The organism is Xanthomonas hortorum pv. pelargonii (assembly GCF_024499015.1).
GTDB classification, from domain to species: Bacteria; Pseudomonadota; Gammaproteobacteria; order Xanthomonadales; family Xanthomonadaceae; genus Xanthomonas; species Xanthomonas hortorum_B.
Window position 1 is genome coordinate 476,002 of the sequence record NZ_CP098604.1, and the last position, 14,603, is coordinate 490,604.

Sequence of the window (14,603 nt, forward strand, 5' to 3'; positions counted from 1 at the left end):
GATCCGGCAGGCGCAAAGCAGCATAGTGTGCGCCTTCAGGCCCCCTGCTGTCGAAATTTCCGTGACAGTCCGTTCAGGCTGTGAGGATTTGCGCTGCCTGGCGAATCATCTCTTCGAACCTTCTTATCCACTTGCGCGGCCGGAGCCATGTCCCTGGAAACAGACCTTCACACCCGCTTCAACGCCTTGCTGCAGCATCACCGCGGCATCGTCCTGAAGGTCGCGGCCAGCTATTGCTGGAACCCGGACGACCGCGCCGAGCTGGTGCAAGACATCACCGTGCAGTTATGGCGCGCGTTTTCAGGCTACGACCCAAACCGGCGTTTTTCCACCTGGATGTATCGCATCGCATTGAACGTGGCGATCAGCGATCTGCGCGGCCGCAGCCGGGCTACGTACGAGCCGGTGCCGCTGGAGGCGGTGGCCGACAGCATCGCCGATCCACTGGCACGCGACCCGGCGCACGAGCAGCAGATCGCCGCGCTCTACGGCTTCATCGCGCAACTGCCGCGGCTGGAGCGCGCATTGATGCTGCTGTATCTGGACGACCACAGCTACCGCGAGATCGGCGAGGTGCTCGGCATCAGCGAAACCAACGTCGCCACGAAACTCAGCCGTCTGAAAGCGCGCATCCGCGCAGAACTCTGACCCACACGACCCGCAAGAGGAGCAGCACATGGAACTCGACGACATGCAACGCGCCTGGCACGCAGTGCACCAACGCCTGGATCAGCAAACCGCCCTTACCGACCAACTGCTCGGCGAGGTGCGCGGCCACGCAGCGCGCGCCAGCCTGCGCCCGCTATGGGCGAGCCAGATCGCGCAGTTGCTGTGCGCCGTCGCGCTGAACATCGTGATCGCACGCAATTGGCTTGCCCACGCGGACCAGGCTGCGGCGATCATCGGCGGCGTGCTGCTGCAGGCGTGGAGTATTGCGCTGGCAATCTCCGCACTACGCCAACTGCAATTGGTGTCGCAGCTGGATTTCGCCGGGCCGCTGCTGCAGACACAGCAGGCGCTCGCGCAACTGCGGCGCTGGCGCACGCGGGTGGCGCCGTGGCTGGGCGTTGTGTTCTGGGTACTCTGGGTCGCAGTGGCCGATGGCCTCTGGCGCATGCTCACCGGCATGACGCTGCCGCACAGCTGGCTGCTGATCAATGCGCTGGTGGGCATGCTCGGGGCCATCGGCACCTGGCTCGGCTACCGGCGACTGCAACGCACCCAGCATCCGTGGCTGGAACGTATCGACAACGCGCATGCCGGCCCAGGCGTCATCCGCGCCGAAAGCATGCTGGACGAGATCGCCCGCTTTCGACGCGAATAACTCACTGGCGCCACACGCGAATCGCAGCGCATTGGATGCTGCCAAAGCGCTTGCATGGTGACGTATCGATCCAGCTGCCGCCCTTCACCTTGCCGCAGTGGTGTTGTCGCCTGCGACAGGCGGATAATCGCCGTCTTCCTGTTAGCGAGCGCACCATGCAATTCCTGGAATTCGACCTGGACGGCGAGTACATCGAACTCAACCAACTGCTCAAGCTAGCCGGCATTGCCGACAGCGGTGGCCAGGGCAAGGCGATCGTCGCCAGCGGTGCGGTCAGCGTCGATGGCGTGCAGGAGCTGCGCAAGACCGCCAAGATCCGCCCCGGCCAGCTGGTGCAATTGGACGATGTGGAAATCCGCGTGCTGGCGTTGGACCCCGATGCGGAGCCGGCAGAATGAAGGTGGTGCAGGTCAGCTGGCGCAATATCGCGCCCTCGGCAGAAGATCCGGACCACGATGTCTATATTTTTTCGATCGATGCCGATTCGGCGACGCCGTTCTGGTTCGAGCAGTCGATTCGTGGCGGCCACGCCGAGCGCGGCGGTTGCAGCATGCTGGCCTTGCACGAGCTGGAAGGCTGGCCTGGCGGCTGGCGCGCAGATGTGACCAAAGCCGGCTGCGCCTGGGTGATTCCCCTGCTGGAAGAAGCCTTGCGCAGTGGCGATGCGCGGACGGCGATCGATGCGATTCTTGCGCGGGTAAACGCGCCGGTTTGATTGCACTCTGCTTGGCTACAGGCGGTCTGACTGCAGCACGAGCAACCCCAAATGCTCGGCCAACCATACTGTCCGCTCACGCAGTGATAAACCTTGCAACGCAACCTCGTAGCGCGATGAAACGCCGTGGCGCAACGCGTGACGCGCCCATGGCGACAGCTTGATGATCGCCTGACACCGCTGTCCGCTCACGCAGTGAGAGCCATCGCAAAACACCCTCGCCCAGCGATGCACCAACGTGGCGCGGCAGGTACTGCTTGCACCGCGATCCCTTCAGCGCGTCAAACGCTCCGCTGCGTCAAATGCGCCGCAATTGCCTGTTTGAACGGTGCTACCGCATGCGCCGCACGCAGCGCACCACGTCGCAACAAGCGGGCCGGCGCACGTTCGTCGGTATACAGCGCGGCCAGTGCATTGGTCGCTTCGTACAGCGGCCGCGTTGCCAGCCGATGCGCACGTTCGTAGCCGCGCAACAGCGACGCAGCGCCGATATCGCGCCCGGCACCTGTGGCGGCACGCACGCGCTCGGCCAGGCGTGCCTGGCCCTGCAAGCCGAAGTTGAACCCATGCGCAGTGACCGGGTGCATGCCCACTGCCGCATCGCCGATCAACGCAGCACGCTCGGCTACGAAACGCTGTGCATAGGCCGCCACCAACGGATACGCATGCCGGCTGCCGTCCTGCTGCATCGGGCCGAGCCGATGTTCGAATGCCTCGGTCACCGCTGCGCTGAAGTCCGCCTCGTTCATCGCCAGCAAGGCCTCTATCTGCCGCGGCGGCAGCGTCAGCACTGCGCCGGCGCGATTGCCCTGCAGCGGCAACAACGCCAGCGTCTTGCCATAGCCGAACCACTCCCATGCCGCCTGCCGATGCGGCAGCGCATGACGCATGCGGCACACCAGCATGCTCTTGCCGAAATCGCGCAGCTGCGCGCCGATACCAAGCAGGCGCCGGGTGCTGGAAAATCGACTGTCGGCCGCTACCAACAGGCGCGCCGACAGCGTTTGCCCATCGGATAACTGCAGCACCACGCAGTCGCCACACTGCTGCACGGCCAGCAACGTGCAGCCGCAACGCATGTCCACTGCAGGTTGTGTCTGCACGGCCTGCCAGGCGGCGCGACGGATCAGATGATTCGGCACCAGCCAACCCAGATCGCCAGCGCTGCGTGCGGAGGCCGCAAAGGTCAATGCGAACTGCGAATGCCCATCCATGACGCGTGCATCGCGCAGCGGGGAGATCGCATTACTGGGAAACTGCTGCCAGATCCCCAGTTGTTCCAGCAGCGCACGCGAGGCGTGGGTCAATGCGATCTCGCGCCCGTCGAATGCAGGATCGGCGAGCTGCGCGCGCGGTTGCTGGTCGACCAACACCATCGACAGACCACTGCCTGCCAACGACCGCGCAAAGCTCAGGCCCACCGGCCCCGCGCCAATCACCGCGATATCTACCGATTGCATGATGCGCTCCGCTACCACCGATGCGCTCAGTCTAGCGGCAGTGGTGTTGACTGGCTTTGATCGGGATCAAGCCGCAACGGGAACAGATGACAAACCACCGTAGCAATCGGGCGATCTCTCGCTAGGTTTATCAGACACTGGCCAGCCGTCTGCGCGAACGCAGAACACGGCACATCACCAGCCCAGCAGCGCCCGCACCAGCTTGACGATGCCCCAGAACGACACCACCCAGATCGCACTACGCAGATAAGGGATGCCTGCTGCATAAACCGGCACATAGGCCACGCGCGCCCACAGATACAGCTGCACAGCGAGCGCAGTCTCCGCGTTGGTGCGTCCGGCAACGCTCACCGCAAGCACTGCAGCAGCGAAGATCGGAAAGGTTTCCTGATAGTTGCGGAAGGCGCGATCCAGCCGCGCCGCAACGCCGGTCAACGGTTTGGTCTCGCCATCGCGCGCGCTGGCGTTCCACTTGGTGCCGCGCTGGGCAGTCATGCTGGCCGAGGCGGCCAGCAATTGCACCAGGCCGAGCACCATCGCCCAGCCCAGCATCTTTAGTTCGATCGTCAGTTCCACTCAGAGTCTCCGGTTGGCCGCGGCATCACTTGATCGACGCGCGCAGGCTGTAGCCGGCAAGCCGCCAGGTCTTGTCCTCATCCAGCCGGAACGACACCAGCTCGCGCACCGGCTGCTGCGCCTTGGCAAACCGGGTCGGGAAGCTGACGTTGATGTACAGCCCTTCCGGCACCTGCGCGCCGGGGCCGTACTTGACCCGTGTCACCGAGCCCTGCCCGCGGCCGACCACTGCGCCCAGGCGCGCGCGCTCGGCACCGATCTGGCTGACGAAGACATCGCGTTTGACCGCCGTCTTGGCCACCGTGGAGGCGCCATCCCATAGCGGTGCGACCTGGTTGGTATCGACCATCTGCGCCACACGCAATGCGGCCTGGGTCATCTCGGTGTTCTGCTTGACCAGTTGCACCTGCTGCGCGGTAGTGACTGCGGGCGTGCCTGCGGTTGTTCCGGCGGCGGTTGTTCCGCCAGCAACCGGTGCGGCGGCCGGACGCGCGCCGGTCTGAGGTTGTTGTGCGAAGGCAAGCGACGGAGCCAACACCAGCACGGCAAGCAAACGGGGACGGAACATTGGGTAGATGACCTTGTGCGTATATCGATAGAGGGAGAACAGTCGCACGCTAGGTGCGCCCGGAACGGCAGTCTAGTGCGTGTTGCGTCTATGACGTTGAGCGAGCAGCGCCATGGCGCATCGACATCAGGCGTGCCGTCAACAAGTTTCACTGCATGACCGGCAGCGTCAGGCGTCTCCGCTCGGCGGGACCGTCGCAACGCTGCGCGGCCGCCATAGTCGCCAGCTGATCCACAGCGCACGCGCAGTGGCTGCAATCAACGCGACCAGACTCAGCCAGACCGCCAGCGTGGCCGGCCATTGCACTTGTTTGGCTGCGGCGATCATCTGCAGGAGCTCGGCAATTCCGAACCCGCCCAGCACCAGCAGGGCCGATGGCAGGTACGCCAGCATCACCCCTTTCGTTTTTCCGATCATGTTGCCCCCCCCGGCGCCGTTGTCTGCTGCGACGATAGGCAGCGGACGGTGCGGTGCGCGTGAAGCTCAGCCTTCGCTATGAACAGGGGCCGGCGCCGGCTCGGAGACCGATTCGGCAGCGGCCGGTGCCGGTGCCGGCGTGGCGAGCTGGGTGTCACCTGCAGCCGCGTCCGCCGCCTTCGCCGGGTCGGAAGTCGCAGGCAAGGCGGCAGCGTCGGTTTCGGCCAGCGGGCTTTCTTCCGGGCAGGTGGCATCCGGGAAACCGAAGCGCTGCTTCAAGGCCAGGCCGCAGGCGTTGACCGCCTCCAGATCGGCACCCTCGCCCTTGCACTTCTGATCGAAGGCGACCAGAAACGCATCCTTGCGGCGCACGAAGGCATCGCCGCACTTGCGCATCTGGCGGATGCGCTCCAGATCGTCCTGCACCGCGTTGGTGCCATCCAGGCCGTACTCGCGCAGCTCGTCCATCGTCAGCAGCCGCAGGCTGCGGTTGGGCACGGTCATCATCAGATCGGCCACTGCCACCGCCACCCCGTTGCGCTCCAGATAATCCTTAACGTTGCCGTAGACCTCGCGCAATTCGCGATTGAGTTCCGCGCGCGAGGTGGCCTTGGAACTGATCCGCATCATGCGATGAATACCGATCTTGCCAGCCACCAACCGGTTGTCGCCGGCAGCCAGCACGAACACGCAGGCACTGTGGCAGATCGAGCCTTCGCGCACCCAGATGGTCCAGTTGGATTCGCCGATCGTATCGCCGGCGCGGATCGCCGCTTCCACCTGCCCGCCGCTGGAATCCAGATCCAGGATGCGATGCGGCAACCGCAGCTGCTCGGCCACCGCCGCCAGCCGCCACACCAACGCAGCGAAGCCGGCGTTGATCTTGCCGGCATAGCGCACCCGCAGCAGCCCGGTGTCGCGACACGGCGCCAGCGCCGCTTCCACACTGACCCGATCCAGCGCCGGCAGCAGCGTGCCATCGCCGGCTTCGCTGCTGTAATCGGTGGCGCAGCTGATCCAGGCCTTGCCGGCTTCCAGTTCCGCCTGCGGCCACCCCGCTTCGCCCGTTTGCGCGCGCGGGCGCGGCGGCGGCGCCACCGGTTCGGGCGTATCCACCGAGACCATATGGTCGCCATCGCCGGCCTGCCCCGCGCCGTTCTGCTGCGCACCCGCGGCATCGGCCGACGTGCCGGTGCGATCGCAACCAGACAGCGCCAGCACGCAGCAAAGAGAGAGACAGAGCAGTTTCAGCATGAGGTAGGACACAGACCGCGACCGAGATCACCCCCAGTCTATGGCTGAATGGGCCAACCGTTTGACCCTGCCATGAACACGCATGCCCTGCGCAGTGCTGTCCGAAAACGGCCAGCCTGGGTCGGGACGAGCGCATAGACTGGCGCCATGCAGACCGCCACGCCCGACCGAATTCAATGCGACCGCGCCCGGTTGGCGCGCGATGCACGCTTCGACGGGTTGTTCTTCACCGCCGTGCGCAGCACCGGTATTTACTGCCGGCCAGTATGTCCGGCGCCGCCGCCCAAGCCGGGCAATATCAGTTACTACGCAACTGCGGCAGCGGCCAGTGCGGCCGGTTACCGACCGTGCCTGCGCTGCCGGCCGGAACTGTCGCCGCAGGCGCAGCAGCATCTGGGCGAAGAAAGCGTGCAGCGCGCGCTGGCGATGATTGTCGAAGGCGCCCTGCAGGAGCAGCCGGTGCAGACGCTGGCCGATGCGGTCGGTTTGAGTGCGCGCCAGTTGCAGCGGCAGTTCGTGCAGCAACTCGGCGCCACGCCGATCCAGGTGCATGGCACGCGCCGGCTGCTGCTGGCCAAGCAACTGCTGACCGAAACCGCATTGCCGGTCACCGAGGTCGCACTGGCGGCCGGCTTCAACAGCCTGCGGCGCTTCAACGCGGCGTTTCTGGATGGCTGCGGCATGCCGCCATCGGCGTTGCGCAAGCAGCGTGCCGAGGTGCCGGGTGGCGAACTGACCTTGCGACTCGGCTATCGGCCGCCGCTGGATCTACCCGCGATGCTGGCGTTTCTGCAGCGGCGTGCGATTCCCGGCATCGAGCAGGTCGACGCCAGCGGCTACCGACGCGTGATCGGCACGCCGGGCAACGCGACGCTGATCGACGTCAGCGCGGCGCCGCAGCGTGCGGAGTTGTTGTTGCGCATCGGTGCGACCGACCCGCGTCAGATTCCGCAGATCGTGCGACGCGTGCGCCGGTTGTTCGATCTGGATGCGGATCTGCAGACGGTGCACGCCACGTTGGCGTCCGAGCCGTTGCTGGCCGAGGCGATCGCGCGCCGCCCCGGCCTGCGCGTGCCGGGCGGCTGGGACGGCTTTGAAGTGGCGGTGCGCGCGGTACTGGGCCAGCAGATCAGCGTGGCCGGTGCGGCGACGCTGGCGGCGCGGCTGGTCGAGCGCCATGGCGGCCATCATGTCGACATGCCGCCGGGCCTGGATCGCATCTTTCCCACGCCGGAACAGCTGGCCGAGGCGCCGCTGGAGCAACTCGGCCTGCCACGTTCACGTGCCGCCACGCTGCGTGCATTGGCATCGGCATGCGCGCAAGGCCGGCTGCATTTTGGCGCTGGCCAACGCCTGCCCGAGTTCGTCGCCGCCTGCACTGCATTGCCCGGCATCGGGCCGTGGACCGCGCAGTACATCGCCATGCGTGCGCTATCGCATCCGGATGCGTTTCCGGCCGGCGACCTGATCCTGCAGCAGGTGCTCGGCACGCCGGAGCGCCTCAGCGAACGCGCCACCGAAACCCGCTCGCAGGCGTGGCGGCCGTGGCGCGCCTACGCCGTATTGCACCTGTGGCATCTCGCCGTCGATCGCAAGGACACCCGTTCGCGAGCACGTTGTATTACGACACCTTCTCCTCGCCGATCGGCGCACTCAGCGTGGCCGCCGATCACGCCGGCGTGCACCACATCCTGTTCGCGCAGAATCGCTACGACGCGCTCGGCCGCGCGCGTTGGTTGCACGATCCCGATGCACCATTGGTGCGCGAGGCACGCGAGCAATTGCTCGACTATCTGTACGGCGGGCGGCGCAGTTTCGATCTGCCGTTGGCACCAGCCGGTACGCCATTTCAGCTGCAGGTCTGGCACACGCTGGCGCAGATTCCGTTCGGGCAGACCTGGAGCTATGCGCAACTCGCGCACGCGGTGGGACGGCCGGCCGCCAGCCGCGCAGTCGGCGCCGCCAATGGCCGCAATCCGCTGCCGATCGTGCTGCCCTGCCATCGCGTGATCGGCGCCAACGGTGCATTGACCGGCTTCGGCGGCGGCCTGCCGACCAAGCAGGCATTGTTGCAGCTGGAAGGGTGGTCGCCGCGCCAGAGCACACCTGCCGACGATCTGTTCGCCGAACTCTCCGCAACCAAGGTGCGCTGACTTCGCGAAGTCATTGCCGCGCCGTAAACTGGCGCGATGATCGATCGACGTTTTGTGTTTGCCGCCACCGCGTTTGCGCTGCTCACTGCCTGTACCAACACCGTGCCGCCGCGCAGCGCGCCAGCGGCCGTTTCCAGCGCGTCGGCATCGGCAGAAGCGCCATCCAGCGACACGCCGCATTCCTTGCTGCTGATTTCCATCGACGGCCTGCGTGCCGACATGCTCGATCGCGGCATCACGCCCAACCTGTCGCAGCTCGCGCACGACGGCGTGCGTGCGCGCTGGATGACCCCTTCGTATCCGTCGCTGACCTTTCCCAATCACTACACGCTGGTCACCGGCCTGCGCCCGGACCACCACGGCATCGTGCACAACAGCATGCGCGACCCGGTGCTCGGCAGCTTCTGGCTGAGCAAGCCCGAGGCCGTGGGCGATGCGCGCTGGTGGGGCGGTGAACCGATCTGGGTGGGTGCCGAAAACAACGGCCTGCATGCAGCGACCTGGTCGTGGCCCGGCAGCGAGGCGGCGATTGCAGGTGTGCGCCCCACGCGCTGGCGCCACTACGAAGAAGGCACCGGTCTGGACGCGCGCGTGGACGAGGTGCTGGGCTGGCTGGACGCATCAGGCGCCGCAACCAACCGCCTGGTCACGCTGTATTTCGAACACGTGGACGAAGCCGGCCACGATCATGGCCCGGAGTCGCGCGAGTACGCCGACAGCGTGCGCGCGGTGGATGGCGCAATCGGCCGCCTGTTGGCCGGCATGCAACGCGACGGCACGCGCAGCCGCACCAACATCATCGTGGTCTCCGACCACGGCATGGCCGAGGTGCCGCCCGGGCATGCGCTCAGCGTGGAAGACCTGGCGCCGCCCACCATCGCCACAGCAATCACCGAGGGCCAGGTGATCAGCTTCGATCCCGTGCCCGGGCAGCAGGCGCGCGCCGAAGCCACCCTGCTCGGTGCGCATGCGCAGTACGACTGCTGGCGCAAGGCCGCGCTGCCCGCACGCTGGCAGTACGGCACGCACCCGCGCATTCCGCCGATCGTGTGCCAGATGCACGAAGGCTGGGACGCACTGTTTCCGGACAAACTGGCCAAGCGCGTGCCCGGTCAGCTGCGCGGCTCGCACGGCTTCGATCCGGCGCTGCCTTCGATGCGCGCGGTGTTCCTGGCGCAAGGCCCGGATCTGGCGCAGGGCAAGACTTTGCCGGGTTTCGACAATGTCGATGTGTATTCCCTGATGACGCGGCTGTTGGGAATTCCCGCCGCGCCCAACGATGGCAATCCCGCCACCTTGTTGCCGGCCTTGCGCGTGCCGCCGGCCGACGCACGCTGAGTGACGCGTCGCGGCTACGGCGCGCCGATGCGACAATAGCGGCATGTCTGCTTCTGATCCCTCGCCGCGCCGGCTTCGGCTGCGGCCGTTGTTATCCAGCGAAGGCTGGCGTCGCCGCGCTGCACTGTGGGGCGGCGCGATTGCGGTGGCGCTGGTGGCGATCGTGTTCGCCAAGGCCAGCGACGCGGCCTTCCAGTTGTTTCAGCGCATCACCGCGCACTCGATCTGGTGGGCGCTGCTGCTGACGCCGGGCATCTTCGCCTTGCTGGCCTGGCTCACCTCCGGCGCGATGCGACCCACGCGCGGTAGCGGCATCCCGCAGGTCATCGCCGCGCTGGAACATAACGATCCGGCGTTTCGGGAAACCAATCTGTCGTTGCGCGTGTCGATCGGCAAGCTCGCCTTGACCACCTTGTCGTTGTTCGGTGGCGCCTCGGTGGGCCGCGAAGGTCCCACCGTGCATGTCGGCGCCAGCCTGATGCATGCGTTCGGGCGTTGGTTCGGGTTTCACGATCCGCGCGAGCTCTCGCACTTTCTGCTTGCCGGTGGTGCGGCCGGTATCGCGGCGGCGTTCAACACGCCACTGGCCGGCGTGGTGTTTGCGATCGAAGAACTGAGCGGGCGTTTCGAGCACCGCTTCTCCGGCACCCTGCTCACGGCGGTGATCGTCGGTGGCGTGGTGTCGCTGGGCCTGTTGGGCAACTACACCTATTTCGGCAAGGTGGCGGTGGCGTTGCCGCTGGGCCAGGCGTGGTTGGCGATCGCGCTGTGCGGCGGCGTGGCCGGTCTGCTCGGCGGGGTGTTCGCACGCATGGTGCTGGCCAGCGTCAGCGGCAAGCCGCGCTGGATGGCAACGCTGCGCCAGCGCCATCCGGTGCTGCTGGCCGCGCTGTGCGGCGTGGCCCTGGTCGGCCTGGCGCTGGTGTTCGGGCAAGGCGCGTTCGGCACCGGCTACGAGCAGGCGCGCAGTCTGGTGCAGGGGCATGCGGTGGTCGGCCACGAATTCGGGCTGATGAAGCTGGTGGCCAATCTGGTCTCGTACTTGGCAGGCATCCCGGGCGGCTTGTTCTCGCCGGCGCTGGCAGTGGGCGCCGGCATCGGCCACAACCTGTCGGTGCTGATGCCGGGCGTGGACCCGCGCACCTTCGTGCTGCTGGGCATGTGCGCCTATTTGACCGGCGTGACCCAGGCACCGCTGACCTCGGCGGTGATCTCGCTGGAACTCACCGACACCAGCCAGATGCTGCTGCCGATCCTGGCTACCGTGCTGATTGCGCGTGCGGTGTCTGGGCTGGTCTGCAAGACGCCGATCTATCGCGGACTGGCCGAACAGTTGCTGGCGCCGGCGGCGGCCAGCCAACCGCCGGCTGCGGAAACGACGCGCTAGCAACAACGCGCGCGTTTGCGACGCGCGCGTTTGCGCTGACCTCGGACATAAAAAAACGCGGCGCAAGCGCCGCGTTCTGGTGTCGCGCAGCAGGCTAGGAATCAGCCGGCCTTGGCGACGGTCTTCTTGGCTACAGCCTTCTTGGCCGGGGCCTTGACCACGCCCTTCTTGGCAACCGGGGAAGCTGCACCCACGACAACCTTGCTCACCGCGTGCGAACGCGAATTGCCGTAGCTGGAATTGTAGCGCTTGCCCTTGGCGGTCTTGCGGTCACCCTTACCCATGTTCGTCGACTCCTGAATGTGAATACTGAATACAAAATCCCCGCGCTGAACACGGGTCTGGCGAGGTTTACGCCGGCGGCGCCCTCGCGCAAGGCCGGCAAGCCTACCACGACGGCCCCGGCCAGCGCAGCCTGGGCTAGTGTGCGCAGCTGGCGTCGTGAACGTGGGCATGCCCGTGGTTCAGGCGCAGATTGACCAGATGGGCGATACCGACCAGCGCGCCGCCCAGCGTCATCACCACCGCATGCGGGATCGCCGCGTGGTGCAGCGGGTCGTACAGCAGGCCGGCCCACAGCAGCAGCAAACCCGGCAGCAACAGCGCCAGCGCATGCAGCGCCTTATGCCGGCGATAGCCCAATACCAGGCTGAAAAGGCCCAGCAGGCTCACGAACACCACGATCGCCAGCTCGACACCATCGCCCAGCCAGAACGACAGGCCTAACGACGGCGCCAGTGCCAGCACCAAGGGCAGCACGGCGCAATGCACGGCACACAGCAGCGAACCGGTCGCACCGAAGCGGTCGAGCACATGGCGAAGGGACGGTAGAGGCATGACTTCCAGCAGGTGTTCGCGGCGACGTGGAATAATATAACATCTTGCTTGTTCCAGAGCTTACTCGCTTCCGGATCCGCGTCACTGCACTGTGCAGCCGTGGATCTCGCCGTCGGCCCAGCAGTCAAGCTGCGCCTTATCATTGATATAAAGTAACAATCACAGAGTCCGGCCCGCCATGCATCCTCGCCTCGTTTCCTCGTTTCGCCGCTCCACGCTCACGCTGGCCCTGACCAGCCTGCTGACCCCTGCCCTGGCCATGGCCGAGGACGCGCCTGCCCCGGCCGACCCGCAGACCCCGCCCAGTTCGGACACGCGCCACGACGCCACCCATTCCAGCGGCCGCCATATCAAGGATCTGGACAAGGTGGTCGTCACCGCCAGCCCGCTGCGCGATGCGGCCGGCGAATTGAGCCGCCCGGTCGAAGTGCTGGCCGGCGAGCGTCTGGACGAAGTGCGTAGCGAGAGCCTGGGCGAAACCGTGTCCAGCCTGCCCGGCGTGCAGAGTTCCAACTTCGGGCCCGGCGTCGGCCGGCCGATCATCCGCGGCCTGGACGGCCCGCGCGTGGCGGTGCTGCGCGATGGCCTGTCCACACAGGACGTGTCCACGGTCAGCCAGGACCACTCGCCGGCGATCGAGCCGTTCCTGGCCAACCAGATCGAAGTGCTGAAGGGTCCCTCCACCCTGCTGTATGGCTCCGGCGCGATCGGCGGCGTGGTCAACGTGGTCGACGGACGCATTGCCGAAACCCCGGTGGACGGCTTCAGCGGCCGCGCCGAAGTGCGCTTCGACGGCGGCGACAAGGACGGCAATACCGACATGTTCCGCGTCGATGCCGGCAATGGCAGCGGGCTGTCGATCCATGCCGACGGCGTGTACCGCAACCAGAACGATTACGACACCCCGCAAGGGCGCCAGGCCAATTCCTGGATCGACTCCAAGGTGGGCTCGATCGGCGCGTCGCTGTCGGGCGATTGGGGCTTTGTCGGCCTCTCGGCGTCGCGCTTCCGCGACAATTACGGCAATCCCGGCGAGCCGGGCGATCTGTCGATCGGCGAGCGCGGCGTGTCGTTGAAGCTGCAGCAGGACCGCTACGACCTCAAGGGCGGGCTGACCGATCCGTGGGGCGAAGGCAGCGCGTTGCGTTACAGCTTCGGCCACACCGATTACGCGCACACCGAGTTCGAAGGAGAAGAAGTCGGCACCGTGTTCACCAAGCGGGCAAACGAAGGCCGCGTGGAAGCCTCCTTCACCTTCAGCGGCGGCTGGCAGACCGCGTTCGGCCTGCAGGGCAGCGATACCACCTTCCAGGCCGTGGGCGAAGAATCCTTCGTACCCAAGACCGATACGCGCTCGCTCGGCGTGTTCGGCGTTGCGCGCAACAGCTGGGATCGCGTCACTGCGGAACTCGGCGCACGCGTGGACAAGGTCAAGTACCAGACCGACATCGGCGTGGACCGCGACTTCACCCCGACCAGTTTCTCGCTCAGCGGCGGTTTCCGCTTCAACGAACAATGGCGTTTGACCGCCAACCTCGACCACGCCGAACGCGCGCCGGCCGAAGAAGAGCTGTTCGCCAACGGCCCGCATATCGCCACGCTAGCCTTCGAGATCGGCGATGCGAATCTGAAGACCGAAAAGGCCAACCAGGCCGAGCTGGGCCTGAACTTCCAGAACGAATGGGTGGATGCCAAGGTCGCCGCGTACTACAACCGCTACAACGACTTCGTCTACATCGTCGACACCGGCAACCAGTGGTTCAATGAGGAAGACAACGACTTCCTGCCGATCCGCCAGTGGACCCAGGCCGACGCGATCTTCCACGGTTTCGAAGGCGAGGCCACCTTCCATCTGGCCAACAACGACACCGGCGCGTGGGACCTGCGCGTGTTCGGCGACACCGTGCGCGCGCGCTTGAACGATGGCGGCAATCTGCCGCGTATCGCCCCGGGCCGCGTCGGCGCGCAAATGCGCTGGAATGCCGACCAGTGGCGCGCTTCGCTCGGTGCCACCCGCACCATGAAGCAGGACAAGATCGCCGTGAACGAAACCGCGACCGACGGCTATACGTTCGTCGATGCGCATCTGGCCTACCACGTGGACCGCGGCAGCAATGCGTGGGAAGTGTTTCTGGATGGCAACAACCTGACCAATCAGGATGCACGCGTGCACACCTCCTTCCTAAAGGACGATGTGATGCTTCCTGGTCGCAGCGCTTCGTTCGGCGTGCGGATGTTCTTCTGACGGCGCTCTCTCCCGCCGTCATAAGCGAGGCCGCCTTCGGGCGGCCTCTTTTTGCGTTGTCCAGGTGATGGCTGCGCCAGCGCTGCATCGCGTACCGGAAGGCGCATCGTGCCGCTGCGACCTGCTCAGCGGCCGAGGCCGGCCTTGCAGGCTCGACTGTCAGGCGAATGCACTGCTCGCAGCACAGGGGCTCTCACGCACAACCAAGCGACACGGCTGGAGATCGCAAGCCATCGACAGCGGCCAGCGTTCGCATGGATAGCGACAGCATCTTGAAACTTCCAACTGAAACTTGCCAATAAGTGCATATACACGCATTCTGCTTGCCA

The 14,603-nt window shown here is 66.1% G+C and carries 15 protein-coding genes and 1 pseudogene; 9 read left to right on the forward strand and 7 right to left on the reverse strand.

Features of this window, described 5'->3' with window-relative positions; all coding sequences use genetic code 11:
• Positions 1–147 precede the first annotated feature (147 nt).
• The 4 genes from NDY25_RS02105 to NDY25_RS02120 all read left to right on the forward strand — a co-directional run bounded on the left by NDY25_RS02105 (position 148) and on the right by NDY25_RS02120 (position 2,039).
• Positions 148–648: an RNA polymerase sigma factor gene (locus NDY25_RS02105; RefSeq protein ID WP_168957787.1), complete on the forward strand. Its 501-nt coding sequence runs from the start codon at positions 148–150 to the stop codon at positions 646–648.
• Positions 649–676: 28 nt separating this feature from the next.
• Positions 677–1,324 (forward strand): hypothetical protein, encoded by a 648-nt coding sequence (locus NDY25_RS02110; protein ID WP_168957788.1) that lies wholly within the window; start codon positions 677–679, stop codon positions 1,322–1,324.
• A 155-nt stretch (positions 1,325–1,479) separates the two neighbouring features.
• Positions 1,480–1,722: an RNA-binding S4 domain-containing protein gene (locus NDY25_RS02115; RefSeq protein ID WP_042598248.1), complete on the forward strand. Its 243-nt coding sequence runs from the start codon at positions 1,480–1,482 to the stop codon at positions 1,720–1,722.
• Positions 1,719–2,039 carry a hypothetical protein gene (locus NDY25_RS02120; RefSeq protein WP_168957789.1) on the forward strand — a complete coding sequence of 107 codons (321 nt, stop codon included), beginning with the start codon at positions 1,719–1,721 and terminating at the stop codon, positions 2,037–2,039. The genes NDY25_RS02115 and NDY25_RS02120 overlap by 4 nt, the downstream gene beginning before the upstream one ends.
• 281 nt (positions 2,040–2,320) lie before the next feature.
• Here NDY25_RS02120 and ubiM read toward each other — a convergent pair whose 3' ends face one another.
• The 5 genes from ubiM to NDY25_RS02145 form a co-directional block, all read right to left on the reverse strand.
• Positions 2,321–3,499, reverse strand: coding sequence for a 5-demethoxyubiquinol-8 5-hydroxylase UbiM (gene ubiM / locus NDY25_RS02125; RefSeq protein WP_168957790.1), 1,179 nt, complete (start codon positions 3,497–3,499; stop codon positions 2,321–2,323).
• A gap of 174 nt (positions 3,500–3,673) precedes the next feature.
• Entirely contained in the window at positions 3,674–4,075 is a 402-nt protein-coding gene (locus NDY25_RS02130; protein ID WP_104549685.1) for an MAPEG family protein, read from the reverse strand.
• Between the two features lie 25 nt (positions 4,076–4,100).
• Positions 4,101–4,643, reverse strand: coding sequence for a DUF4019 domain-containing protein (locus NDY25_RS02135; protein ID WP_168957791.1), 543 nt, complete (start codon positions 4,641–4,643; stop codon positions 4,101–4,103).
• A 168-nt stretch (positions 4,644–4,811) separates the two neighbouring features.
• Positions 4,812–5,060 carry a hypothetical protein gene (locus NDY25_RS02140; RefSeq protein ID WP_023904514.1) on the reverse strand — a complete coding sequence of 83 codons (249 nt, stop codon included), beginning with the start codon at positions 5,058–5,060 and terminating at the stop codon, positions 4,812–4,814.
• Positions 5,061–5,126: 66 nt separating this feature from the next.
• A complete protein-coding gene (locus NDY25_RS02145) occupies positions 5,127–6,314 on the reverse strand; it encodes a COG3904 family protein (RefSeq protein ID WP_168957792.1) in 1,188 nt (395 codons plus the stop codon).
• 147 nt (positions 6,315–6,461) lie between these two features.
• On the opposite strand from NDY25_RS02145, the pseudogene NDY25_RS02150 reads away from it, so the two are divergent.
• The 4 genes and pseudogenes from NDY25_RS02150 to NDY25_RS02165 form a co-directional block, all read left to right on the forward strand.
• Positions 6,462–7,922: pseudogene (locus NDY25_RS02150) on the forward strand (DNA-3-methyladenine glycosylase 2 family protein); the annotation flags it as partial.
• Positions 7,886–8,467 carry a methylated-DNA--[protein]-cysteine S-methyltransferase gene (locus NDY25_RS02155; protein WP_256627963.1) on the forward strand — a complete coding sequence of 194 codons (582 nt, stop codon included), beginning with the start codon at positions 7,886–7,888 and terminating at the stop codon, positions 8,465–8,467. The pseudogene NDY25_RS02150 and the gene NDY25_RS02155, both read left to right, overlap by 37 nt.
• 36 nt (positions 8,468–8,503) lie before the next feature.
• Positions 8,504–9,805, forward strand: a complete 1,302-nt coding sequence (locus NDY25_RS02160) for an alkaline phosphatase family protein (protein WP_168957795.1) — start codon at positions 8,504–8,506, stop codon at positions 9,803–9,805.
• A 43-nt stretch (positions 9,806–9,848) separates the two neighbouring features.
• The gene (locus NDY25_RS02165) at positions 9,849–11,192 is read left to right on the forward strand and encodes a chloride channel protein (protein WP_168957796.1); all 1,344 of its coding nucleotides are present in this window, start codon (positions 9,849–9,851) and stop codon (positions 11,190–11,192) included.
• 101 nt (positions 11,193–11,293) lie between these two features.
• Here NDY25_RS02165 and NDY25_RS02170 read toward each other — a convergent pair whose 3' ends face one another.
• Complete coding sequence (locus tag NDY25_RS02170) at positions 11,294–11,476, reverse strand: 30S ribosomal protein THX (RefSeq protein ID WP_006450150.1); 183 nt, start codon at positions 11,474–11,476, stop codon at positions 11,294–11,296.
• A 136-nt stretch (positions 11,477–11,612) separates the two neighbouring features.
• Entirely contained in the window at positions 11,613–12,029 is a 417-nt protein-coding gene (locus NDY25_RS02175) for a MerC domain-containing protein (protein WP_006450151.1), read from the reverse strand.
• Between the two features lie 178 nt (positions 12,030–12,207).
• On the opposite strand from NDY25_RS02175, the gene NDY25_RS02180 reads away from it, so the two are divergent.
• The gene (locus tag NDY25_RS02180; RefSeq protein WP_168957797.1) at positions 12,208–14,274 is read left to right on the forward strand and encodes a TonB-dependent receptor; all 2,067 of its coding nucleotides are present in this window, start codon (positions 12,208–12,210) and stop codon (positions 14,272–14,274) included.
• Positions 14,275–14,603 lie beyond the last annotated feature (329 nt).